General features: G+C 58.5%; 19 protein-coding genes. 8 read left to right on the top strand and 11 right to left on the bottom strand.

Annotation, left to right across the window (positions count from 1 at the left end):
* Positions 1-423: 423 nt before the first annotated feature.
* On the top strand, positions 424-1,260 hold the full coding sequence (locus tag IDL90_RS02610; protein ID WP_187994221.1) for a hypothetical protein: 837 nt from the start codon (positions 424-426) through the stop codon (positions 1,258-1,260).
* A gap of 140 nt (positions 1,261-1,400) precedes the next feature.
* Here IDL90_RS02610 and sucB read toward each other — a convergent pair whose 3' ends face one another.
* Positions 1,401-3,236, bottom strand: coding sequence for a 2-oxoglutarate dehydrogenase, E2 component, dihydrolipoamide succinyltransferase (sucB, locus tag IDL90_RS02605; protein WP_182142486.1), 1,836 nt, complete (start codon positions 3,234-3,236; stop codon positions 1,401-1,403).
* A gap of 25 nt (positions 3,237-3,261) precedes the next feature.
* The gene (lpdA, locus tag IDL90_RS02600; RefSeq protein WP_182142487.1) at positions 3,262-4,638 is read right to left on the bottom strand and encodes a dihydrolipoyl dehydrogenase; all 1,377 of its coding nucleotides are present in this window, start codon (positions 4,636-4,638) and stop codon (positions 3,262-3,264) included.
* Between the two features lie 206 nt (positions 4,639-4,844).
* Here lpdA and IDL90_RS02595 point away from each other — a divergent pair, with 206 nt between their 5' ends.
* On the top strand, positions 4,845-5,402 hold the full coding sequence (locus tag IDL90_RS02595; protein ID WP_262508953.1) for a hypothetical protein: 558 nt from the start codon (positions 4,845-4,847) through the stop codon (positions 5,400-5,402).
* Positions 5,403-5,410: 8 nt separating this feature from the next.
* Here the strand turns inward: IDL90_RS02595 and IDL90_RS02590 are convergent, their stop codons facing one another.
* Positions 5,411-5,872, bottom strand: a complete 462-nt coding sequence (locus tag IDL90_RS02590; RefSeq protein ID WP_187994220.1) for a tRNA (cytidine(34)-2'-O)-methyltransferase — start codon at positions 5,870-5,872, stop codon at positions 5,411-5,413.
* Positions 5,873-6,025: 153 nt separating this feature from the next.
* On the opposite strand from IDL90_RS02590, the gene IDL90_RS02585 reads away from it, so the two are divergent.
* From IDL90_RS02585 to IDL90_RS02570, 4 genes are all read left to right on the top strand, one after another.
* Entirely contained in the window at positions 6,026-6,589 is a 564-nt protein-coding gene (locus IDL90_RS02585; protein ID WP_187994219.1) for a hypothetical protein, read from the top strand.
* A complete protein-coding gene (locus tag IDL90_RS02580) occupies positions 6,586-8,295 on the top strand; it encodes a hypothetical protein (RefSeq protein WP_187994218.1) in 1,710 nt (569 codons plus the stop codon). Before IDL90_RS02585 ends, IDL90_RS02580 begins: the two co-directional genes overlap by 4 nt.
* Positions 8,262-8,888, top strand: a complete 627-nt coding sequence (locus IDL90_RS02575; RefSeq protein WP_182142491.1) for a thymidine kinase — start codon at positions 8,262-8,264, stop codon at positions 8,886-8,888. The genes IDL90_RS02580 and IDL90_RS02575 overlap by 34 nt, the downstream gene beginning before the upstream one ends.
* Before the next feature lie 79 nt (positions 8,889-8,967).
* Positions 8,968-12,159: an error-prone DNA polymerase gene (locus IDL90_RS02570; protein WP_187994217.1), complete on the top strand. Its 3,192-nt coding sequence runs from the start codon at positions 8,968-8,970 to the stop codon at positions 12,157-12,159.
* Between the two features lie 236 nt (positions 12,160-12,395).
* On the opposite strand, the gene IDL90_RS02565 is transcribed toward IDL90_RS02570, so the two are convergent.
* Positions 12,396-13,706: an AI-2E family transporter gene (locus IDL90_RS02565; protein WP_187994216.1), complete on the bottom strand. Its 1,311-nt coding sequence runs from the start codon at positions 13,704-13,706 to the stop codon at positions 12,396-12,398.
* A 160-nt stretch (positions 13,707-13,866) separates the two neighbouring features.
* Here IDL90_RS02565 and IDL90_RS02560 point away from each other — a divergent pair, with 160 nt between their 5' ends.
* Positions 13,867-14,412: a MarR family winged helix-turn-helix transcriptional regulator gene (locus IDL90_RS02560; protein ID WP_262508952.1), complete on the top strand. Its 546-nt coding sequence runs from the start codon at positions 13,867-13,869 to the stop codon at positions 14,410-14,412.
* Here IDL90_RS02560 and IDL90_RS02555 read toward each other — a convergent pair.
* From IDL90_RS02555 to argC, 7 genes are all read right to left on the bottom strand, one after another.
* The gene (locus tag IDL90_RS02555; RefSeq protein WP_187994215.1) at positions 14,409-15,350 is read right to left on the bottom strand and encodes a DUF4349 domain-containing protein; all 942 of its coding nucleotides are present in this window, start codon (positions 15,348-15,350) and stop codon (positions 14,409-14,411) included. The two genes, IDL90_RS02560 and IDL90_RS02555, sit on opposite strands and share 4 nt — an antisense overlap.
* Before the next feature lie 32 nt (positions 15,351-15,382).
* Entirely contained in the window at positions 15,383-16,618 is a 1,236-nt protein-coding gene (locus IDL90_RS02550) for a DUF418 domain-containing protein (protein WP_187994214.1), read from the bottom strand.
* Between the two features lie 97 nt (positions 16,619-16,715).
* A complete protein-coding gene (locus IDL90_RS02545; RefSeq protein ID WP_223175114.1) occupies positions 16,716-17,225 on the bottom strand; it encodes a hypothetical protein in 510 nt (169 codons plus the stop codon).
* A 303-nt stretch (positions 17,226-17,528) separates the two neighbouring features.
* Complete coding sequence (locus tag IDL90_RS02540; RefSeq protein ID WP_187994213.1) at positions 17,529-18,719, bottom strand: acetylornithine transaminase; 1,191 nt, start codon at positions 18,717-18,719, stop codon at positions 17,529-17,531.
* Entirely contained in the window at positions 18,712-19,623 is a 912-nt protein-coding gene (gene argB, locus IDL90_RS02535) for an acetylglutamate kinase (RefSeq protein ID WP_187994212.1), read from the bottom strand. Before argB ends, IDL90_RS02540 begins: the two co-directional genes overlap by 8 nt.
* A complete protein-coding gene (argJ, locus tag IDL90_RS02530) occupies positions 19,620-20,786 on the bottom strand; it encodes a bifunctional glutamate N-acetyltransferase/amino-acid acetyltransferase ArgJ (RefSeq protein WP_187994211.1) in 1,167 nt (388 codons plus the stop codon). The genes argB and argJ overlap by 4 nt, the downstream gene beginning before the upstream one ends.
* The gene (argC, locus tag IDL90_RS02525; protein ID WP_187994210.1) at positions 20,783-21,841 is read right to left on the bottom strand and encodes an N-acetyl-gamma-glutamyl-phosphate reductase; all 1,059 of its coding nucleotides are present in this window, start codon (positions 21,839-21,841) and stop codon (positions 20,783-20,785) included. Before argC ends, argJ begins: the two co-directional genes overlap by 4 nt.
* A gap of 181 nt (positions 21,842-22,022) precedes the next feature.
* Here argC and IDL90_RS02520 point away from each other — a divergent pair, with 181 nt between their 5' ends.
* Positions 22,023-22,691: a GNAT family N-acetyltransferase gene (locus IDL90_RS02520; protein WP_187994209.1), complete on the top strand. Its 669-nt coding sequence runs from the start codon at positions 22,023-22,025 to the stop codon at positions 22,689-22,691.
* Positions 22,692-22,719: the final 28 nt, after the last annotated feature.

The raw sequence follows: 22,719 nt of genomic DNA, 5'->3' as shown, positions 1-22,719 counted from the left end.
GCGCGCGGTGTGCAACGTAGTCATGATTGGAGCATGTTTGGAGAGGAGGTGGTTCGTGAACCCTACGCGGTTACCCCGGTCGGGGTCGTCTGGGTCCGGATAGGCATTCGTGGGGAACGTGCCACCGGGAAGGCGGATTTCGAGAGGTGGCTTGAGTTTCCGCCAGTCCGGTCTGGTTCTTCTCAGTCCTCCTCGCACACACTCGGCGTCTGGGAGGCACTCTCAGACTTGAAATGTCCCCCGGGTAGTGAGTTTGGGCTGGCCCGCATCCGTTTTGACACTGAAACACGAGCTGGGTGGGTCTCTCCACTTCTTCACTTCCCGAGTGGGCGGCACAGACCTCCCACACGGCAGGAAGTCCATGACTGGGGTGGTTCGATCAGAGCTCTGTTTGATGGGGCTGGAGTACCGGGAACTCTCGTTGTGAGTTGGGCAGTGGCCGAGGTCCCGGCTGGACCGCCGGTCCTGCTCCTGTCGCCAGTGCCCCTTTCGCCTCCAGCCTGGGGTCACACCCCGGAAGACTGGGGGACCGTGGGCCGAACTGGGAGTCGGAGCGAGCCCGTAGGAGTAGCGGGAGCTCGAACTGAGAACGAGGGCGGACCGGAGGTGGACAGGGGCGCTGGCGGTTCGGAGTCGGACAAGAGCGCTGGCGGGTCGGTAGAAGTTGAGGAGAGCCAGCGTGATGTTGACACGATCGAGCTGCCGAAGATAAGGCTCGGGAGGGGGAGACAGACCAGGGGCCGCCTGCGAGGACGCCCGATACTGGTCGCCACCACTCTTACAGCGCTCCTGCTGGTTCTTGTCGGGGCATTGCACTCAGCGGTGGACCCAGTCTTAGACAATGCGTTTGGGTCTCGCGGTGCTGAACCGCAAAGTGCGTCGAAACCTGTCGAGGATGCTCCGCCATGTCCTTCACTAGAAGAGACAGCCACCCTGGTTGCCGACCTGTTGCACGCTCGTGGAGAGGCCCTCGAACAGGGGGCGTTCACTGAGTTGGTGCGCGTCCAGAGGTGGGACTTGGCTCTGATTGATGCGGCCGACATTGTTCGACGAACTGAAACGGGTGAAGAGTTTACTTCCCCGACCTACCTGGTTGAAGTCAACTCTCTACGCTGCGTCGAAGACGTTGTATCGGTAGTTGCCACAGTCGCGGCGGTTCCCCAGGAGGCGGGGGAGTCGCCGCGAGTTCTGACTCCCGCTGTCGTCCACCTCGATGTGCAAACGGCTCCGCCTCGGATCCTCTCTGTCGAGGGAGGATGATGAAGTAGCTGGGGGCACACGCGTATGTGGTGTGCAGCGGTCCGGATACACAGCGGGCCGGTACACAAAATAAGTTGTGTACCGGCCCCGTATGTTATGTCACCGATTGAGTCATCAGAATCAACCGGCCCACGCTCTCACTACCCAAGTTGCAGGTCAGGCAGAAAGTTGCCCTCTTCGAGACGCTTCTTCACAGAGGTGAGGAAACGGGAAGCGTCGGCACCATCAACCAGCCTGTGGTCGTAAGTGATTGACAGGTAGACCATCGAGCGGATCGCAACCGACTCTCCACCATCGCTGTCCTTGACCACGACCGGGCGCTTGACGATTGTGCCAACCCCCATGATCCCAGTCTCTGGCATGTTCAACACGGGGGTGTCGAACAGTGCGCCACCAGAACCCGTGTTGGTTATCGTGAATGTTGAACCCGTCAACTGATCAGGGCCAACAGTTCCATTGCGAACATCGGAAGCCAACGTGTTGATCGATTCTGCGATCTGAGCTATCGACTGTTCACCGGCGTTCTTGATGACCGGGACCATCAGGCCCTTCGGAGCGTCAACGGCAATTCCTACGTTCTCATGGTCAAAGTAGGTGACTTCGTTGCCGTTGATTGTTGCGTTCAACTTTGGATGTGCAGCAAGTGCTTCTGTAGCTGCTTTGACGAAGAACGGAAGGAAGGTGAGGCGAGTGCCGTGTACCTGCTCAAACTGGCCCTTGTACTTCGCGCGCAAGTTCCAGATACGGGTTACATCAACCTCGAAGACCGTGGTGAGTTGTGCAGATGACTGCAGAGACTCAAGCATGCGACGTGCGATGGTCTGCCGTAGGCGTGACATCTTCTCAGTTGTGCCCCGCAGCGCGGCTGCTTCAGGAGAGATTTCAATCTTCCCTGAGACACCGGCATCTACCACCGGTGCTGATGGTGCTTCAGTGGGTGCTGCTGTAGCTGCGGCCTCTGCGGCGGCAACCACATCTTCCTTGCGGATCCTTCCGCCGATGCCTGTCCCCGTCACAGTCGCCAAGTCCACGCCCTTGTCTTTGGCGAACTTACGAACAATTGGGGTGACATAGCCAGCACCTGCGGGTGTACCCGGAGCGTCCGGCACGACGGTTCCTGAACTTGCTGCGCGGGTCAGCGCGTCACTTGGGCGTTCCGCAGCATCAACGGGCGCTGGCGGAGCGGGAGCGGGAGCCGGTGCCGGTGCAGGAGGGGCCGGAGGTGCTGGGGGAGCCGGAGGAGCAGGAGGGGCAGGTGGACGCTGCGCCATGGGTGCTGGTGGCGCAGAAGGAGCAACAGGTGCTGCCGGAGCTGCCTGAGCGACCGGAGCCGCAGCCTTTGCAGGTGCTGCCGGCGCCGAGCCGCCAGGTGTCGAAGAGATACGAGCGATGACGGTGCCGACCTCAACCGTATCGTCCTCGTCAGCAAGCACTTCTACCAAGTATCCCTCTACTGGCGAAGGAACTTCTGAATCCACCTTGTCAGTTGCAACCTCAACGATAGGCTCATCAGCATCAACCTTGTCACCGACCTCCTTGAGCCAGGCGGACACAGTGCCTTCGGTAACAGATTCGCCAAGAGCGGGCATCTTTACCTCGGTGATGTCCCCAGTCGACTCGACTGAAGAGCCAGCTTGTGGAGCTGAAGTCTCCTCAGTCGCTGCGGGTTCGGGCGTCGAGACCGCAGCAGGTTCTGGCGCTGCCGCGGGTTCCGAAGTGTCACCCGAACCGGCCTCGTCTGGGCTTCCGACACGTGCGATCTCTGTTCCGACCTCTACCGTGTCGTCCTCCTGAACAAGAATCTCAAGGAGGACACCCGCGATGGGGGATGGAACTTCCGAATCGACCTTGTCAGTTGCAACCTCAACAATCGGCTCATCGGCTTCGACAGTGTCGCCCACGTTCTTAAGCCACGCCGAGACGGTACCTTCGGTGACTGATTCACCTAGCGCCGGCATTTTGATGGACTGTGCCATTTCTATCCTTTTCCTCTTTGTGTCTCTAGTCGTGTGCGTGCAGAGGCTTGCCGGCAAGAGCCATTGCGGCTTCGCCAATCGCCTCATTCTGTGTTGGGTGTGCGTGAATGAGCTTCGCAACGTCTTCAGGATAGGCTTCCCATCCGACAATCAGCTCACCCTCACCGATCTGCTCGGATACGCGTGAACCAATAGCGTGGAAACCAACGATCGGACCGTCCTCGACACCCACAAGCTTAATGAGACCCGCAGTGCCAAGAATGTTGGACTTTCCGTTTCCGGCCAGGTTGTAATCAACGGTCTTGATCTTGTCGGCGCCGTACTGCTCTTTTGCCTGTGCCTCTGTGAGACCGACCGAAGCAATTTCAGGCTCGGTGAAAGTGACGCGCGGAATGGTGTTCTCATCAACCGGTTCAGGGTTCAAACCCGCGATTTCTTCTGCCACCATGATGCCCTGCACAAAGCCGCGATGAGCCAACTGCAGTCCGGGAACAATATCGCCAACTGCGTAGACGCCAGGAACGCCGGTGCGGCACTTGTCATCTGTGATGACAAAGCCACGATCCAGAGTTACCCCGATCGCTTCGAAGCCCAGATCCTGGGTGACGGGACCGCGACCAATGGCAACGAGGAGGAGGTCGCCATCAATGGTCTTCCCGTCTTCGGTCGAGACATGCACACCGCCCTCGTCCTGGGTTACACCAGCAAAACGGGTGTTGAGGTGGAACTTGATGCCGCGCTTGCGGAATGCGCGCTCTAGGTTCTTCGAAATGATCTCATCCTCATTAGGGACAAGGTGGGGAAGGCCCTCAACGATTGTCACTTCGGAGCCAAAGGATTTCCATGCCGAAGCAAACTCCGAACCGATGACACCGCCACCCAGGATGATTGCGTGAGAGGGGATCCATTCCATCTGCAGCGCCTGCTCGGACGTGATGACTCGCCCTTCAATGGGAAGCGTCGGAAGTGTGCGGGAGTACGAACCGGTTGCGAGGATCAGGTTCTTTCCCGTGATGGTCTCACCGTTGACCTCTACAGTGGTCGGGCTGGTTACGCGCCCCCACCCGATGATGACCTCAACTTTGCGGGAACCCAGCAGGCCTTCAACACCGCGGTACAGCTTGTTGACGACGCCATCGCGGTACTCACCCACCTTGACCATGTCGATACCGTTCAGTGTCGCATCGATCCCGATTGGTGCAGATTCGCGGATTGCATCTGCTGTTTCAGCAACGTGCAGGTAGGCCTTCGTTGGGATACAGCCGCGGTGCAGGCATGTGCCGCCGACCTTGTCCCCTTCGATCAAAGCTACCTTGAGGCCCAGCTGAGCGGCCCGCAGTGCTGCTGCGTAGCCTCCCGATCCGGCCCCTAGGATTACAACGTCGTAGATTGACTCACTCAAGTGCTCTCAACTCCTTGGCATCGCCTTTCAACCGCCATGGTTGTTGATCCCTATTGTTCCACGCTACGACGTCCTCGCGAAGGAAAGAGGCTGCAAGACCAGACACGTTTTCTGGGACATGGGTCCTAGGGGTGTCTTCAGGGCTATGGAAGACGAGGACGTATCATTGCGATCCTTGGGAACTCTTTCGAAAGTAGACTGGCGTAATGACTGACCATGCATCAGGTGTCCCCAGTTTGGGTGATGACGACCTTGTGAGCGACATCGAGTCGGATCACGCATTGTCCGGCAGTGTGTCGACGGCGCCGCCACGGTTGGCCGATAATCGGGGAGCTTCCCACGGGTTGGGACGTCTTGTCATGGCTGCATTCTGGCTAGCGGGGATCGGCTGTGTTGGTATTGGTCTGTTTCAACTATTTGGTGACTCTACGCCGCCGCTTGGGCCACGGTTGGTAACGGTGTTTGCCGGGGCGGTCTACGTGGGTGCAGCGGTGGGATTGACTCACAACGGGCGACGGATGCGCAAGGTAGCGTGGGCGTGCATCAGCGTGTCCCTGGCGGGGCCGGTAATCGTTGGTCTGCTGGGGGTGGGGAGTCAGCGAGGTCCCGCGCTGTGGTCCCCCTGGGAAGGGTTTGGGGTAGAGGCTTGGTTTATCCCCTTGGTGCTGCCGATAGTTGGCTTTGTGTGGATGTGGTGGTCAAATCCGCGGCGAATCGTTGAACTTGCCGAAGGAATTGAAAAGGCCTCACGTCGTAGCCTCTAGTTGGGTCTCTACTTGCCCCCGGTGAAACCGAGTTGGCGCCACGCCTCGTAAGTTGCAATTGAGGCTGCATTCGCGAGGTTCAGAGAGCGCGCACCTTCCAGCATATTGATGCGGACGAGGGCGTGGATACGTTCGTCTTCCATGACCCACCCAGGTAGGCCATCCGGTTCGGGGCCGAAGAGGAGGCAGTCACCGTCCTCGTACTTCGCATCCGTGTACGTGCGTGTTGTTCGACCGGTAAAAGCCCACGTGCGACCGGGTACTTCAGCCAAAAGAGAGTCGAGGTCAGGATGGGTTTTGACGTGGGCAAGATCGTGGTAATCAAGTCCGGCACGTCGCAGCTTTGTGTCTTCCATGTCGAAACCTAGGGGTTCAACCAGGTGCAGCATGGCGCCAGTACAGGCGGCTAGTCGTATGGCGGCACCGGTGTTTCCCGGAATGCGGGGTTCAAAGAAGGCAATGTGGAGCACCGCGCCATTCTTCCACCTCGTGGTTGGGGACGAGGACGTCCGGAGAGTTTTTCGGGGGTGAGATTCGCGGCACTTCACGGATTTCTCAGAGGGGGTCGCAGATGTCGGAGGGGACCTTTATGATCGAACATATGTTCGACTAAGGGGTGGGTTGTGGCAAAGATAGCGGTGCAGCAAGAAGAAAGGTTACGTCGTGCCTGGGCGGTTTTGACGCAGGTAGAGATGCGTCAGGATGTGGCAGGTTTTGCTGCAAACATCAGTGATAGCAGTGGTTTAGGACGCGGGGTCTACCACACGGACGGAACTATTGAAGGTGTGGTCAGGGCGCTTGCCAAGTTGATGAAACCGGAGCAGTTTGTTGCGGTAGTTGGGGTTCAAGATATTGCGTGGGAAGGTGCTGAAGCTCTTGGGGTTGATCTCAGTCGTATCGTCCTCATCCGTTCCGTGGGCGAATGGGGATTGAAGGTCATTGGCAGCTTGGTAGAGGGGTTTTCGTTTGTTGCGGTTGGGGATGTAGAGGTGGCGCCGCGACATCAGCGTGCTTTGGCGGCCCGGGCTCGCGCTGTTGAAGCAACGATTTTGACCATGCACCCCTGGTTGACGGTCAGTGCTCCCCTTACAGATTTTGACCTGGGTGAATCCGTGGAAGAAACGCGGGGTGGGTCGGTTCTTTCCACGCCACCTTCTCCTTTGAGGAAGCGAAAGGAAGCATCGTGAGTGGTGGAATATCTGTGGATTCTCCTCGCTACGTTGCCCTGTGGGTACCGAACTGGGAGCTAAGTTCCCTGGTGGTAGAGGTCCCTCCCGGAGCTCCGGCGGCTGTTGTGGACCGTTTCCGGGTTCAAGTTGTCACGCCTGCAGCGCAAGATTGTGGCGTAAAAGTGGGGATGAGCCAGGTGATGGCTCAGTACTGCTGTCCCGAATTGCTGGTTTTTCCTCCTGATCCGGGCCGGGAAACCGTGGCGTTTGAAGCAATCTTGCAGGTGGTGGATGATTTCATTCCGGAAGTGATTGTGGTTAGGCCGGGATTGGCGTTCGCCCCTGTGCGGGGTCCAGCAAAATGGGCCGGTGGGGAAGTTGAGCTGGCCGGCGAGCTCATTGAGCAAGTTGTTCTTCAAACTAGTGCGGAATGCCAAGTAGGGATCGCAGATACCCTCACGGGGGTTCTATTGGCGTGTCGGCGGGGACTGATTATCCCTTCGGAGGGAACGCGCGCATTCCTAGATTCACACGTGTTAGAAGAGGTAGTTGAAGACCTTCCGCCTCGCTCCAAAGCAAGTGTTGTCAAAGAGCTACCAATCCTTAAGGCCCTGGGTGTGCGTGATGTAGGCGATCTGCGTGACCTGGGGGCGTCCGCGGTTATCACCAGATTTGGGGCCAGCGGACAGATTTTATGGGATCTCATTTGTGGAACCGGGATGATGCCGCAGGCTTCCTCCCGAACTGGTGGTGAGGTGGTGGCAGAAGTGGAACTTGATCCGCCGGCCCTCACAGTGGAGCAAAGCGTCGTGGCAGTTCGCAGGGTTGCCAATAGTCTTTCTGATGCCCTGGTGCACCAGGGTTTGTACTCCTCAACCATTAGGGTCACGGTGGAAAAAGTGGGGGGTGGTATTTATGAGAGGACATGGACACTACTTGATGCAATGTCGCCCTCGCAGGTAGGAAAGAGGATCACGTGGCAATTGAGAGGAATGTCAGGCAGGTTAACGTCCTCCCCCGATAGTGGGGAAGAACAGGCAGTTCAGTGGATCCGGGTCGCTGCGCTCCACCCCGTCTCGGTTCCAGAATCAGACCCGCTGTGGGGTGGGGGGCAAACCCGTCGTAAAGCAACACGGGCCGTGGAAGAGGTGCAATCACTTCTGGGGGAAGACGCTGCGGTGACACCAACCATTCAGGGTGGTTTTGACCCTCGCTCCAGAACCTTCTTCACTTCTTGGGGTAGTGAGCAGAGTTCCGGTGATGACAATAAGGGGGTAGTGACTTCGCGAAAAGGTGATTGGGATGGGGCGGTTAGCGCGCTTCCAATCGTCTTGTTTGTAAAGCCACCCACGGCATTACTCATGGGGCAAAGAAGTGATGGCACGCTTGGACGAATCTGGGTTAATCGTCGGGGACTGCTAAATGGGAACCCCACAACTCTGATTGTTAGTTGTGACCATCCTGAACTTGAGGCAGGGGACTACCCTGTGAGCGCCGTGCGGGGATTGTGGATGGTGAGGGGAAGATGGTGGAAGCCGGAAAGTGAAGAACACTCACCTCGATGTTACCTGCGTGTTTCCCGTCGGGAGTGTCCAGATCTTCTATTAGTCCAAAGAGGTTCACAGTGGTGGGTAGAAGGTATTTACCCAATGAATGAGATTGCGCAGCTAAACTCGCCTACGGAGGAAAAATGGCAAAACTGTATTTTCGCTACGGGGCAATGAACTCGGGCAAATCCACAGCACTACTGCAGGTGGCGTACAACTATGAAGAACGGGGACAACGTGTTCTTCTGGCGAAGCCTGCCGTAGACACCAAGGGGGATTCCCAAGTCGTTTCCCGTCTTGGTGTAACCAGGGAGGTGGATTTCCTCATAACTCCCCGTGACAACGTGCGGGATCTGTTTGCAAGGCATGCGCGCGGTGAAGATCCAGATGCTCTAGTCTCAGTGCTCCCAGAGATCGCCCCGGTCGCGGCGCTGCTCGTAGATGAAGCCCAGTTCCTCACGGGGGACCAAGTTGAAGATCTTCTGCGGATAGCCACTATTGATGGCGTGCCAGTTCTGACTTATGGACTGCGGACAGACTTTCAAACGCAGATCTTCCCAGGTTCACAAAGGTTGTTGGCCATTGCGAACACTCTAGAAGAGCTGAAAACTATCTGCCGCTGTGGGAAGAAGGCCATTCTTAACGGACGTCAAGTGGGCGGCAAATTCATCTTCGATGGGGATCAGGTGTCCATCGATGGGGATGGCGTCACCTACGAATCACTCTGTGCCGGGTGCTACCTCGAAGAATCCGGTGGCGCCCTCGGCTGATTGGTCTTCGGGGTTCGCGGTGGCGCCCTCGGCCCGGGCCACACTTTAGGATCGAACACATGTTCGATAAGATGGGAGGATGCAAACTCCGGAGTACGCGGAACTCCACGCTCACAGCGCAAACACGTTCCTAGAAGGGACCGATACCCCCGCTGCGCTAGTGACCCAAGCCCAAAAATTGGGCCTGTCGGGACTCGCGGTCCTTGACGTGGATGGAATGTACTCCGCCGTACAAACAGCCCGCGCCGGAGAACAGGCAGGGCTCCCAATCATTTACGGCACAGAACTAACGTTGAACCATCGTGTGCTGTCTACAGATCAGCCTAAGCGGACTGTCGCGGACCGCAACGACCCCGGCGTGCGTCTTCCCGTTCTTGCGTCCTCGCAAACGGGCTACCACAACCTCTGCCAGATGCTTAGTACCCACTTCCTTGCTGAAGAAGGAAGACGTGAAGCCACGCTCACACTTGAGGAGATCCATACTTTCAATGACGATATCTTCATCTTGACGGGAACCGCTCATGGACCGCTACGACGCACACTAACAGCCGGTGGCATGTCAGCCGCAGCCAGGGTGCTAGACCAGCTAATTGACACGGTTGGCTCAGAACACATTGGGGTGGAGGCCAGCCTCCAACCCCACAATCCACCTTCACTAGCGGACGCATTGGCGACGCTTGCGGACTCACGTAACTTACCGCTAGTAGCGACGGGGGCAGTGCGATGTGCAACCCCAGAGCAGCAAAAGCTGGCGGATGTCTTCAGTGCGACACGCCTAAATCTGTCGTTGGATCAAGCAGAACCGTACCTTCCTGCTTGGCGGACTTTCCTACGTTCAAATGAGGAAATGCTCTACCTGCATCGGCGCCACCCCGAGGCGGTAAGAAATGCAGCGGAACTGGGGCGGCAGTTTACTTTTGACTTCCGCATCCTGGAACCCGGCCTGCCGCATTATCCCGTCCCCAATGGGCAGACAGAGGAAACCTGGCTACGTCATCTCACGTATCAGGGCGCAAGCGAGCGCTACGGGTCCAGAACTGAATTCCCCCGAGCTTGGGAGCAGATTGACCATGAACTGGAGATTATTGAGCAGTTAGAGTTTCCCGGCTACTTTCTGATTGTCAAAGACATTGTCGACTTTTGCTCCCGCAGTGGGATTCTTTGCCAGGGACGTGGTTCGGCGGCTAACTCTGCGGTTTGCTATGCGCTGTCGATTACCGCGGTTGATGCCGTAAAGCACCGGATGCTCTTCGAGAGATTTTTGTCCCCGCAACGCACGGGAGCCCCCGACATTGACTTAGATATTGAAGCGCGAGAGCGGGAGAGGGTAATCCAGCATGTCTATGAGCGGTACGGGCGTCACAATGCCGCGATGGTTGCCAACGTCATCACCTACCGCCCCAAATCGGCAATTCGAGATGCTGCGCGAGCTTTCGGATTTCCGGAAGGGCAGGTGAAGCTGTGGTCCAAGAGGGCTGGTAGTTCTGCACCTGATTCTGTTCTAGAGGTGGCGCAGACACTTCAGAAGATGCCGCGTCACATGGGGATTCATCCGGGCGGCATGGTCTTGACTCGCACACCCGTGTCACAGGTGTGTCCGGTGAGGTGGGGGGCAATGGAAGGACGCACCGTCCTGCAGTGGGATAAGGAAGACTGTGCGGACGCGGGGCTAGTCAAGTTTGATTTGCTAGGGCTGGGAATGTTGACAGCTTTGCGTCGATCGTTTGACTGGCTCAATACCTCGGGTGTGGAACATAACGGGCGCCCGCTGGACCTCTACAATCTTCCCGAGGACGATCCACGAGTCTATGACCTGCTGTGCAACGCGGACACTGTTGGAGTGTTCCAAGTGGAATCCCGAGCTCAGATGAACACGTTGCCGCGACTGAAGCCTCGCGAGTTTTACGACATAGTCATCGAGGTTGCTCTTATTCGCCCAGGTCCCATTCAAGGTAAGGCCGTAAATCCTTACTTGAACCGGAAGAACGGCAAAGAGAAGGTGACCTACCTGCATCCACTCATGGAGGATGCCCTCAAGAAGACCCTGGGAGTTCCACTCTTCCAAGAACAGTTGATGCAGATAGCTGTGGATGTGGCTGGTTTTACTCCGGGTCAGGCAGACGAGTTGAGGCGCGCCATTGGCGCTAAACGAAGTGCTGAACGAATGGCTGCGTTGAAACCAGCACTGTTTGAGGGAATGAGTGCCCGTGGCGTGTCACTTGAGGTGCAAGAACAGGTTTTTACCCAACTGCAAGGGTTTGCGGAGTTTGGCTTCCCCGAGTCGCACGCCTTTTCTTTTGCCTACCTTGTTTACGCTTCTGCCTGGTTGAAGGTTCATTATCCTGAGCACTTCTATGCGTCAATCTTGGCAAGCCAACCCATGGGTTTTTATTCTCCGTCTTCATTGGTCGAGGACGCTCGAAGGCACGGGGTTACGGTTACACCCCCTAGTGTGACCCACTCGAAGGTTGAAACTGCTCCGATGCCAAGTACGAAGGTTGAAACTGCTCCGATGCCAAGTACAAGAATGTCGAAGCAGAGCACAACACTGGTTGACCCCCACCCCGACCTGGAAGTTCGCTTGGGACTAGAGACAGTGAAGGGCCTTGGAAGTGGGGCTAAGCAGATTGTCGAGGCTAGAGAAAGCGGACCGTTTGCCAGCATCGCTGAGTTAGCCGCTCGTGCGAATCTCACGCGATCTCAAGTTGAGAAGCTCGCAAGTGCAGGGGCGCTGGCGGACCTTGGAATCAGTCGACGTGAGGGTTTGTGGGCTGCAGGTGCTGTAGTTGCAGATGACTGGCACCAACCATTCCTGCCTGGAACCGAGTTGGGGATGAAGGCCCCAAACCTCCCCGTGATGACTGCTCAAGAGGAGTTGGTTGCGGATTATGACGGTATGGGATTGTCGCCAGACCTGCACCCCATGAACTTTGCTCGCCAGTACTTGAATGAACGTGGGGTCATTCCGTTGGGAGCCCTGCCAGATGCCCCTTGTGATAGGCGTATCTCCGTGGCGGGTTTGATAACACATAGACAACGTCCGGGAACAGCTCGGGGGACAACTTTCTTGTCGTTGGAGGACGAAACAGGGTTGGGTAACGTTGTCTGTTCGCCAGGGCTGTGGCGGCGCTACCGTTCGGTTGCTCTTGAGGCAAACGCCATGGTGATCAGCGGACGTGTCGAGAAAGGTGATGGGGCGGTGGCGCTAGTTGCCGACCGTCTAGAGATGCTAGACGTTCCCCTCAGGACGAGGTCGAGGGACTTCCGGTAGAGCTCGCGGCGACGAATGGCCTGCTTCAGACCGGGCCTCACTCTGATAGAAACGGACGTGGGCAGTTGGCGCCGCCGATGCCCGTGAAATGTATACGTCGGGACGAAATATGCGTCCGGGGTGCGCACCCCAGACGGGCATTCCACCCCCACGTATACATTTCGCGTAACGGCCGGTGGAATGGGGGCAGGGGCACGGTTCGGCCGGAGGCAGGCCGGCCGGGGCGGGGGCCTGTTCTAACTTGCTTTAGCCCCGGCCTCATCTTCCTTGCCTGCACCGCCAATACTCAGCTTGTCGGTAAGGATCTTCTTAATGGCAGGCACGCCATCCTCATCCTCAGAGTCATGCGCGTGGGCGTCAGTCCCATTCCGGTTGGGTAAATCGGGAAGGGGCCCTTCTATCGGAGGGTCTCGGTGGTAGAGAGAGGAGAACACGGCCCAAATCACTGCGATGATCGGGATCGCGATGATGGCACCGAGAAGGCCGGCGACCAGTGTGCCCGCCATGACACCAATACCAACAACGACCGGACTGAGCGCCACCTGCTTACCCATGATGAACGGTTGCAGTATGTGGCCCTCGAACTGTCCGATCAAAGCAATACCAACACCGACGAGGACGGTCTTCATGACACCCTCTGTTGCTAGGGCCACGATCATGGCCACAACCATGGCCGCCGGGGCACCAACCATAGGGATCAACGCACCGATCATGACCAGCACAGCCAGGGCAGGCGCAAGGGGAATCCCCAGGATTTCCAGATAAATCCACGCAAGGATCCCATCAATAAAGGCAATGATGATCGTTCCGCGGCCGTATCCGGCGAAGGTGCGCCACCCTGCTTGAGCCCCATGATTCCATTTGGCCCGGGCATCTGTAGGAAGAAGATTGAGGAACCAGCGCCACATTTGTGCGCCGGAAAGAAGGAAGAAGACCGTCACAAAAATCGCCAGAGCAACCGATGTGATAGCGAGCGTTACAGCGCCAACATTGGACAGTGCCGTGGTGGCAATGTTCTGCCAGTTATCAAGCAGGTACTTTTCGCCGCGGTCAAACATGGTGCTCACCCAGGAATAGGCCTGGTCGCTGGTTAGGGACACGCCGAAGGGAGAGTTGTCGATGAAATCTACGATCATGTCGACGCCATGTGACAGCTGTTCAACCAGCTTCTGCCACTGTCCGGTTACAGATGTGACAACGAAGGTGAGCATGCCGCCAAAGATAAGGAACGTGCCCAGGAGGGCGATTGCCACGGCAAGTCCCCGAGGCATGTGTTTACTAAGGCGGTTCACCAACGGGTTGAGCAGACCGGTGAGGACCAATGCAACGAACACCGCGATGAACACGGCTGAGATTTTGGCAGTCATGAAGACGACACCGGCCACAACCAGCGTGATGCCGATTATCGCCCAGGATCCGACCCCTGCATTGCGGAGCCATGTGGGGATCTGTTTTCCAGCCGGTACCACCTGCACTGCGTCAGGTTCGGGACGTGTTCGCTTCGGGGAGTGATACACGGCCTTCCTCGGCTTCATGTTGTACCCCATGGGCCCCTCCATCACTGCTGACGTTGTGACCGCTGATCGATCACCTTCTACATTCTAGGTCCACCCCCCGACATCTGGCGGTGTGGAACTGCTTCGTCTTGGAACGTAGTGGCTACCACAGGGCCACGGCCTTGCCAGCGCGTAGAATGGCACCTAGTTCATGCCGTGGAAGCACGATGTGGTAGGGAAGATGAGAGGCCTTTTCGAAGCAGTGGCCATAGAACCGACTAACGGTATTGAGGATCGCGACAACAAGCGCTCCTTAGCTTGGCGTGTCTTTTTTGAGGCCAGCACTCGTCTGCAAGGACTTCTTGAGACCCAGTTGAAGGCTGGCGCAAACCTATCTCTGTCCGATTACAACATCCTCCTCATGCTCTACGAATCTCCCGAGCAGAAGATGCGGATGGGGGAGTTAGCGGAACGTCTTGGTTTCATCCCATCACGCCTGACATACCTTGTAAGCGGGCTGATCAAAGAGGGTTGGGTGGACAAGCGACCCAGTGGGACTGATCGCCGTGGGTACGAGGCCGTTCTCACACCTTCGGGAATTGAAGCCACAGAGTTGGCATCGCGAATCCACCAGGCCACCGTTCGAGAGCTGCTGCTCGACGAACTAACCGATGCCCACATCGACCAGATCGTGGAGGCTTTTGAGCACCTTGATCTGCGTACTCGCGACATCCAGGGCGGGACCTCCGGAGCCTAAGACGCGTCGTCGGCTTCCACAACTTCCACGTCGAGCGTCTCCGGATCATGATTGGAAGCATCGACCTCGTCCGAATTGGGAGTGCCCGCCGAGAGTCTTGCACGCCGTTTTGCGAGGCCCCAGCGCACCAATAGGAAGATGATCGCCGCGACCACCAGCCAGGGTAGTGCCACCAGGAGACCGTAGCCCACGACTTCGAGCGACTTCAGGAAGATCTGCCACGCCTTCCCAAGCGAGAATCCCGTTGAATCAACATCGGTGGAGAACGAAACGTTAAGGGTGGACATGGAAACTTGACTGTCGAGCCACTCAAGTTGTGCGGTGAGTGAGTCCAACTCCGCTTGGCGCTGCGTTAAACCATTCTCGGCTGCGATGAGCTCATCGACAGAAGTTGCCTGATCCATGAGGTTTTGAAGCCGGGTGATTGAGTCTTCAAGTACCTTGATTCTTGCGTCCAAGTCGGTCACCTGCTGGGTGACGTCCTCGTTGAAAGTAGTGCTGTTCTGCACGCTGCCGTACTGGTCCAAACCCGCCAAAACCTCATCAAACTTGTCGGCGGGGATACGCGCGGTGACCGAAGCATAGGGTTGCGAGTCGTATTCCGAGGTCGAGCTCCAGTCAATGCGCCCCCCGACCTCGAGAATCTGTTCCGTGAACTTCGCTGCCGCATCCCGAGGGTTGCCAGTGATGACGGTAGCGTCCCCACTGACGATGATTGAAGCGTTAACCGCTGGGGATCCGGCCTCCGCACTTAGTGCCTGTTCGGTTACGGCACCCATATCGGCCGCGGCCTGTTCCGATGGCATGGCAGCACCCATGTCAACGTTCCCATAACTTGCGGCGCCGTCTCCACCCGAGGACGACCCGCACCCGGCAAGGACCAGCGTGAGCGCTGCAATTACTGGCAGGGATACAGCCCGAAGAGATGTGCTTTTCATGGCCCTACATTAGGGCAATGACAGGCCAAAACCTATGTGTTACCACCGTTGGAATCGAACTGTAATGAATCGGTCCCGCCCGCGACTTGGGTTGCTTGCGCGGTCTTGGCGGGCACCATGGCGGCGATGCTCTTGGACGTCCATGACACCAGTGTTTCCAGGGGTCCGCGCCTATTGATGACCGTCAAAATGATGCCGAGGGCGAGGATCACCGCCAGTTGCCACCAGAACGCGATGCTAAGCATGCTGTAAATCCTCCCGTAGTCGCCACCGTACATCGGCTCGCCTAGAGCAGCGAGGGCGTACGCAGTCATGACGATGTGCAGGACATACGAGGTCAGGGGTGTCGCTCCAACCTTCGCGACGGGCTTGAGAAGTCCGGGAGTGTTGGTCATTCTCGAGCATGCAAGTATGAGGATGCAGATGACGACGATCGACGCTCCGCCTGTCCGCATGATGTCAGTTGTAGATCCTGAATGGGGGCTTGCGATCAGCAGGGCGTCCCAGCCCCCAAAATAGGGGGTTCCAAAGGAGCTCCCCTGCAGTGACTCAGTGATTTCCTCAATCCCGCCGTAACCCTGCGTAGCGAGGTCTTCGGCAACACGACTGATCTGCATCCGACTGACGACCTCGGCGACCACCCAAACACCAGCCGCTGCGCCGCCCCAGGTGAGCGCAGTCCGAGGGCGGTTGTCTGAGTTCAGGATGGCGCGTGCGAGGACGATCCCGAAGCCGAGGTAGATGCTCCATGTCAGAGCCGGATAGGTCCCGGTAAATAGCGTGGTGACAAGGAACTGTCCGGGCCCTGAATAGTCGAGCGTGCCCGCTGATGCAAACTCCTCTGTGGCCCCGGCGACCCAGAAGTTAAGCAGGGGGCTGATGACAGAAGCCACAATTAGCAGGGCAAAGAGTGGCAGCTGCGGTATGAGGACCAGGAATGACGCCACCATGATCGCTATCCCGTAGTACACCAGGATGACCGCGATGGGGTGCTCCGGAAGGAACTCCATTAATAGGCCGATGATAGCCACTATCGCACCGCGAGTTAGACCGCCGACAATGGCTCTCCCTATCAGCCCGTGTGAGAGGTAGCGGCGTGTCGAAAACACCACCCCAAACCCTCCGAGAACGGCAAAGAGCGTTGAGGGAAAACCTGCTGTTGCCAGTTCGAGCCAACCTCCCTCATTGAACCCAACAAGAAGGTGCGCTGCCATCATGCCAATGAGGGCAAGGAAACGGGCGAGGTCAATCGCGACAAGACGTGGCATGAGATTTTCTTTCTACAGCGAGCAGAAACCCGGCCGATAAAGATCGACCGGGCAAATGCTAACCCTTCAAACAGGGTTGGGGGTAACTGGCCAGAAACTAGGCCTCGAGGGCCTTGGCCTCATCCTCCTTGCGAGGAAGTAGCGCAGCGCCACCCAAGACGCCAATGACGCCTGTGCCAGCGGCCAGAGCAGAAACACCGAAGGCAAGGATTGAAGTGAAGAGTGAACCGCGCAGGAATGAAGCGTTCATTGCGGTGTTGCGAAGGCCCTGTGCTGCTGCGGCCTCGGGTGAATCATCACCGAACTCTTCCTTGGCAGCATTCACTGATTCACCAAGCTCCGCATAAGTCAGGCCATCGGTCGCGGCAAGGGCGTGCTTGTGGATGGTTGTCTGCATGGACCAGGCAGTCATCGGTCCCGCAACGGACTTGCCGGCGTTCGATGATGCGTCGCCGGGAACCGTCATGTTCTCAACGCGCAGGTTGGCGGAGACGGCGAACCATGCAACGACGCCACCGATAAGCATGAGGGCGCCAATGACGATCATGATCCAGGCTGAGATAGTGCGGTAAAGTCCGGGCTTCGTGGTGGTTGTCTGTTGCGACATGTGTGCATTCCTTTTGGCGTTGGGTTTTTCTCGAGTCCGCGGGGTCACGGAACAACGAGTTACGTTGCGTCCAACAAGGATAGAGAAAGAAACGCGCACGTAAGGGCCCTTTCGGGGGCGAAAGTCCCAACTGTCGCCGAGTTGCAATGCGCAGAAGGTGGTCGACGCGCGATTGAACGGCGTAATATCGCTAAACGAGTACCGGTAGGGGTATCTGTAACTCCGTTCCCAAAATTGCAGTCGTGTGACGAAAGTCCTCAATCTGGGGGCCTTAGTCCCGTGTGTTGCGGTGGTGAGAATCGCTCAGAGTATGTCCTTGGCACTCTTGTCTGTTGCAGCAAAGAAGAGTGCCAGGAACTCCTCGATCTCTTCGTCGCCGATGATCAGGGGAGGAGCGATGCGGACAACATCGGGTGCGGGACTGTTGACGATCAAGCCCAGCTCTCGAGCCGCAGCGACGAGTGCGGGCGCCACATCTTCAGTTAGTAGAACGCCAAGCAGTAGTCCCTTGCCCCGAACCCCTCGAATGAGCGGGTGGCTGCGCTCCAGGATGGCAGCCGTTAGTTGCTCTCCGCGCACCCGCGCATTCTCAACCAGGTCGCCTGAAGTAATGACGTCGAGGACGGTTTGCGCAACATGACAGGACAGGGGATTCCCTCCGAAGGTGGTCCCGTGTGACCCCGGGTAGAAAAGACTTGCTGCGGGCTCGTAGGCAATGCATGCACCAATCGGAATGCCGCCCCCGAGGCCCTTTGCCAGGGTGACAATATCTGGCATGATCCCGGCCGCCTGGAAACCAAACCATCCGCCCGTGCGCCCAATACCTGTCTGCACTTCATCAATCACTAGAAGCGCGCCCCGCTCCGCGGTGAGTTCGCGCGCTCGAACCAAAAAGTTCTCCGACAGTGGCTTCACACCGACCTCACCCTGAATCGGTTCGACAAAGAGCGCAGCAACGGTGTCGTCGAGGGCGGATTCCAAGGCTTCCACTGTCGGGTCAATATGCTCGATCCCGCCGGGCAGTGGCTCGAACGGCTCCCGGTACTTGGGGTTTGATGTCAGCGCCAATGCGCCCATTGTGCGCCCGTGGAAACCTCCGCCCAGCGCCAGGATGGTTGATTTGCCGTGGGCCTGCCCGTGCAAACGGGCCAGCTTGAGGGCGGCCTCATTCGCTTCAGCGCCCGAGTTTGCAAAGAAGACCCGTCCGTCCTCGCCCGCTCCTGACAGTCGCAGCAAGGTACTGGCTAGTTTGAGTTGCGGGGGAGTCACGAAGAAGTTTGAGACGTGGGCCAGGGTCGCAGCCTGCTCGCAGACGGCAGCGACGAATGCCGGGTGAGCGTGCCCCAGGGCATTGACGGCTATGCCAGAAAGGAAGTCCAGGTAGCGCTTCCCGTCGACGTCCCACACGTGGCAACCCTCGCCGCGCACCAACTGCGCAAATGACTCGCCGTAACTGTTCGTCAGTAGGTCCGCGCCAGCCAGAACATCACTCATCATCCGTCCTCACTTCCGTTCCGATACCCCGATCCGTGAAGAGTTCGACGAGGACGGAATGGGCGACGCGCCCATCGATCACCGTGGCGGTGGGGACCCCTCCGCGGACTGCTTCCAGACATGCCTGCATCTTGGGGATCATCCCCGACTCGAGCGACGCCAACATGGCGGACAGCTCGGAAGCCTGGATCGACGCAACTAATGAATCGCGATTTGGCCAGTCTGCGTACAGGCCCGCGACGTCGGTGAGAAGAACCAGCTTCTCTGCTCCCAGACCCACCGCGAGGGCAGCCGCCGCCAAGTCAGCGTTGACGTTAAGGGCACTGCCCGGTTGATCCTGGTCGGGAGCAATCGAAGAGATGACAGGAACACGCCCCGCCCGCAACTGGTCGAGGACGGGACCGGGGTCAACAGCGACAACCTCGCCAACCTGACCTAGGTCGACAACCTCGCCGTCAACTTGGGCAAACATCTTCTGAGCTGTGAAAATAGCTGCGTCTTCGCCGCTGAAACCCATAGCCATGGGGCCGTGGCTGTTTATCAGGGAAACCAACTCCGGATTGACCTGGCCCTGCAGAACCATCCGTACGACATTCATCGCTTCGAGACTGGTGACACGGTAGCCAGCGCGGAACTCAGACTCAATGCCCAAGCGATCCAGCATCTGCGAGATCTGCGGACCCCCACCATGCACCACGACGGGCTTGACCCCCACGTAACGCAAGAAGGCGATGTCTTCCGCGAACGCCTTCTGCAACTCCTCGCTGATCATCGCGTTGCCACCGAACTTGATGACAACAATCTTCCCGCTGTGCTCCTTCATCCACGGCAGAGCCTGCACCAGGGTGTTGGCGAACCTGCGGGCCTCCTCAGGCGCCTGAAAATGGTAGGTAACTGAGTTCATGAGGAGTACGCGCTGTTCTCGTGGACGTAGTCGTGGGTGAGGTCATTAGTCCAGATCGTCGCGGACTCCCCACCGGCGAACAGGTCGATATCGAGGCTCACTTCCCGTGGTGTCAGATCGACGAGGTCGCGCGGCCGGTCCGGTCCCCCCTTCGAGCACACCCGCACCCCATTGATGGTGACATCAATGTTGTCGGGGTCGAACGCTGCCCTGGTGGTGCCAATTGCGGCCAAGACGCGCCCCCAGTTGGGATCATTACCAAAGATGGCAGTCTTAAAGAGGTTGTTGCGAGCGATGCTGCGGCCGACCTCGACCGCATCCGCAACGCTGGCCGCCCCACTCACGGTGATGGCGATGTTGTGGGAGGCGCCCTCGGCATCCCCAAGCAGTTGAAGTGCGAGCTCGGAGCAGACGTCCGCAAGCGCGGCCTCGAAGTCGCCCTCTTTCGGTGTCACTCCGGAAGCCCCCGAGGCGAGCAGGGTGACCTGATCATTGGTGGACATCGCGCCGTCGGAGTCAAGGCGATCAAAGGTGACTGCCGTGGCGGCCCGCAGAGCGTGATCACATTCGCCAGCGGTGAGAACGGCGTCGGTGGTGAGGACAACCAGCATTGTGGCCAAACCCGGCGCAAGCATTCCAGCACCCTTAGCCATCCCTCCGATTGACCACCCCTGGGGGCTTGTGTACGAGGTCGTCTTGGCGTGCGTATCAGTCGTGAGGATTGCGTTCGCGGCAGCCAACCCGCCCTCTGGAGAAGCGGCCTCAACCAAGAGGGGGAGTGCCGTCAAGATAGCGGTGCGGAAAGCCTCCCCGCCCTCTCCGATCAAACCCGTGGAGCAAACTTGAATGGCCGCGGTTTCGGTTCCCAGCAACACTGCGGTTTCGCTTGCGGTCAGTGCCGATGTTTCGTATCCAAACTGACCCGTGAAGCAGTTGGCGCCACCGGAGTTCAGAACAATTGCCCTGACCTCTCCATCAGAGTCAGTCAGGGCCTTACGGGACCAGCGGATCGGGTTGGCCTGCGCCCGGTTTGAAGTGAACACGGCGGCGCCAGTTCGAGTGGGGCCGTCATTGATGACGATCGCCAGGTCGGGACCTCCCGAAGCCTTCAAGCCGGCGGCCATGCCTGCGGCGCGGAAACCGGCGGGTGTTGTTACACTCACGGCGCTACTCCATTCGTTGTGAGACCGGCGCCCTCGGGCAGGCCCAGGGCGATGTTTGTGGATTGGATCGCTGCGCCCGCAGTGCCCTTTGCCAGGTTGTCCAGCGCCGCAACGACGACTACGCGTCCCGCTCGTTTGTCGAGCGTCACGCTAAGCAACAGGGTGTTGGCGCCCACTGTGGAGCCGGTGGCTGGGAACTGTCCGGGCGGCAGGACTTGGACAAAATCCTCTTCTCCATAGGCCAGGTCCCAGGCTGCTCGCAGGTCGTCCTCGGACACTCCCTCGCGGACTGGCGCCGTGCAGGTTGCAAGGATGCCGCGGGACATGGGGACGAGGACGGGCGTGAACGACAGTCGAACACGGGGTGCGTGCTCGCTTGTCTCACTGAGTGCCTGCTCGATTTCGGGGATGTGGCGGTGGGTCCCGCCCACGGCGTAGGGACTGGCGGAGCCAAGGATCTCGGCAGCCAAGAGGTTGGTGCGCAGTGCCTTCCCCGCACCAGAGGGGCCGACGGCAAGCGTCGCCACAATGTCGCCGGGGTCGATGAGCCCGCTGGCAACTCCGGGGGCCAGTGCCAGGGACACGGTGGACGCATTGCAGCCGGGAGCCGCAATCCGCTTCGTGGAACGCAGGGCTTCCCTCTGCTTGGCGCCCCCCACAAGCAGTTCTGGGACCCCGTAGGTCCAGGGCTTGTTGAAGGGGCCGCCGTAGAAGTCCGCCCAGGCGTCCTCGGAATGCAGCCTGTGGTCGGCTCCGCAATCAACCAGGAGGGTGTTGGGGGAGAGAGCGGCGATTTCGTCAGCCAGTTCCCCCGATTTACCGTGGGGCAGGGCGAGGAAGACAACGTCGTGCCCGGCCAGGTTCTCTGCGGTGGTATCGACAAAGGTCTCGCCCGCGTATGACCTCAGGTGGGGTTGGATCGCGCCGACATTCTCACCGGCGTTGGAATGCGCGCTCAGGGTGGTGGCGTGGAGACCTGGATGGCCCGCGAGCAGGCGTAACACTTCACCCCCGGCGTATCCTGAAGCGCCGGCGACGGCTGCAGTGAGTTTCAAAGCGGCCCCTATCTTGATTGGCTGACTTTCCCGATCTTGGTGGCGAACTGAGTACAGAGGGCTCGACCGCTCCCAAGACCAAATGAATATTATGCGGCGCAGTGGATAGTCTTTCAATGCCGACCACCTGGTGATACGAGCCGGTGAGATGAGTCCACGATTGCCGCAGCAACTTGAGAAAATGTCTGCGATGAAACCTGAGAGTGAGCTGCGTGGAGAAGGTCTGCTCCTTCGCCCCCTGGGCGCCAAAGATCTGCCCCGCATTGTTGAGGCGTGTTCAGACCCACTGTTCGCACGGTGGTTGCCCTGGTTGCGTGGCGGATACACGCTTGAGCGTGCGGAAGAGTTCGTCACCGACTTTGCAAGCAGCAACTGGGAGTCCGGGCAGCCAATCTGGGCGCTCTGCTTTGAAGAGGACCCCGACTCTCTGATCGGTGTCTTGGACCTGCGTGACCGCGGCCAGGGCGAATGGGAGATCGGATACTGGATGAGGCCGGAGGTGCGCGGTCGCGGCCTGATGATCACCGCCAACCACCTAGCGCTAAATCATGTCTTTTCATCTCTTGGAGCTTTGCGTGTCATGCACTACGCCCGCGTTGGGAACACCCCGTCACGTAGCGTCGCGAGGCGTCTGGGGTTTGTTCCCGAGGGCGTCCGCCGCAAACCGGTGGTTAGGTCGGGGGAGGGTGCTACGGCCCCGTCGGGAAACGCATCGGCCCCGTCGGGAAACGCATCGGCCCAGTCGGGAAATCCATCGGCAACAGTGGGCGGAGCCAGCGCCGGGGTGGAGATCCAGTGGCAGCACTCCCTGCTGAAATCCGAGTGGTTGCGCCAATCTTGGGCGCGGTGATTCATACCACCTCCGAAATGGGGGGCTT

Origin of the sequence: Schaalia sp. JY-X159 (assembly GCF_014525425.1) — a bacterium.
GTDB lineage: Bacteria > Actinomycetota > Actinomycetes > Actinomycetales > Actinomycetaceae > Scrofimicrobium.
This window is presented reverse-complemented; position numbering and strand designations above follow the sequence as displayed.

Coding starts and splice junctions, on each gene's coding strand:
- sucB (WP_182142486.1), bottom strand. CDS start 3,236: ATGGCACAGTCCATCAAAATGCCGGCGCTAGGTGAATCAGTCACCGAA.
- IDL90_RS02595 (WP_262508953.1), top strand. CDS start 4,845: ATGACTGACCATGCATCAGGTGTCCCCAGTTTGGGTGATGACGACCTT.
- IDL90_RS02575 (WP_182142491.1), top strand. CDS start 8,262: ATGGCAAAACTGTATTTTCGCTACGGGGCAATGAACTCGGGCAAATCC.
- IDL90_RS02570 (WP_187994217.1), top strand. CDS start 8,968: ATGCAAACTCCGGAGTACGCGGAACTCCACGCTCACAGCGCAAACACG.
- IDL90_RS02565 (WP_187994216.1), bottom strand. CDS start 13,706: ATGGGGTACAACATGAAGCCGAGGAAGGCCGTGTATCACTCCCCGAAG.
- IDL90_RS02560 (WP_262508952.1), top strand. CDS start 13,867: ATGCCGTGGAAGCACGATGTGGTAGGGAAGATGAGAGGCCTTTTCGAA.
- IDL90_RS02555 (WP_187994215.1), bottom strand. CDS start 15,350: ATGAAAAGCACATCTCTTCGGGCTGTATCCCTGCCAGTAATTGCAGCG.
- IDL90_RS02550 (WP_187994214.1), bottom strand. CDS start 16,618: ATGCCACGTCTTGTCGCGATTGACCTCGCCCGTTTCCTTGCCCTCATT.
- IDL90_RS02545 (WP_223175114.1), bottom strand. CDS start 17,225: ATGTCGCAACAGACAACCACCACGAAGCCCGGACTTTACCGCACTATC.
- IDL90_RS02540 (WP_187994213.1), bottom strand. CDS start 18,719: ATGAGTGATGTTCTGGCTGGCGCGGACCTACTGACGAACAGTTACGGC.
- argB (WP_187994212.1), bottom strand. CDS start 19,623: ATGAACTCAGTTACCTACCATTTTCAGGCGCCTGAGGAGGCCCGCAGG.
- IDL90_RS02520 (WP_187994209.1), top strand. CDS start 22,023: ATGTCTGCGATGAAACCTGAGAGTGAGCTGCGTGGAGAAGGTCTGCTC.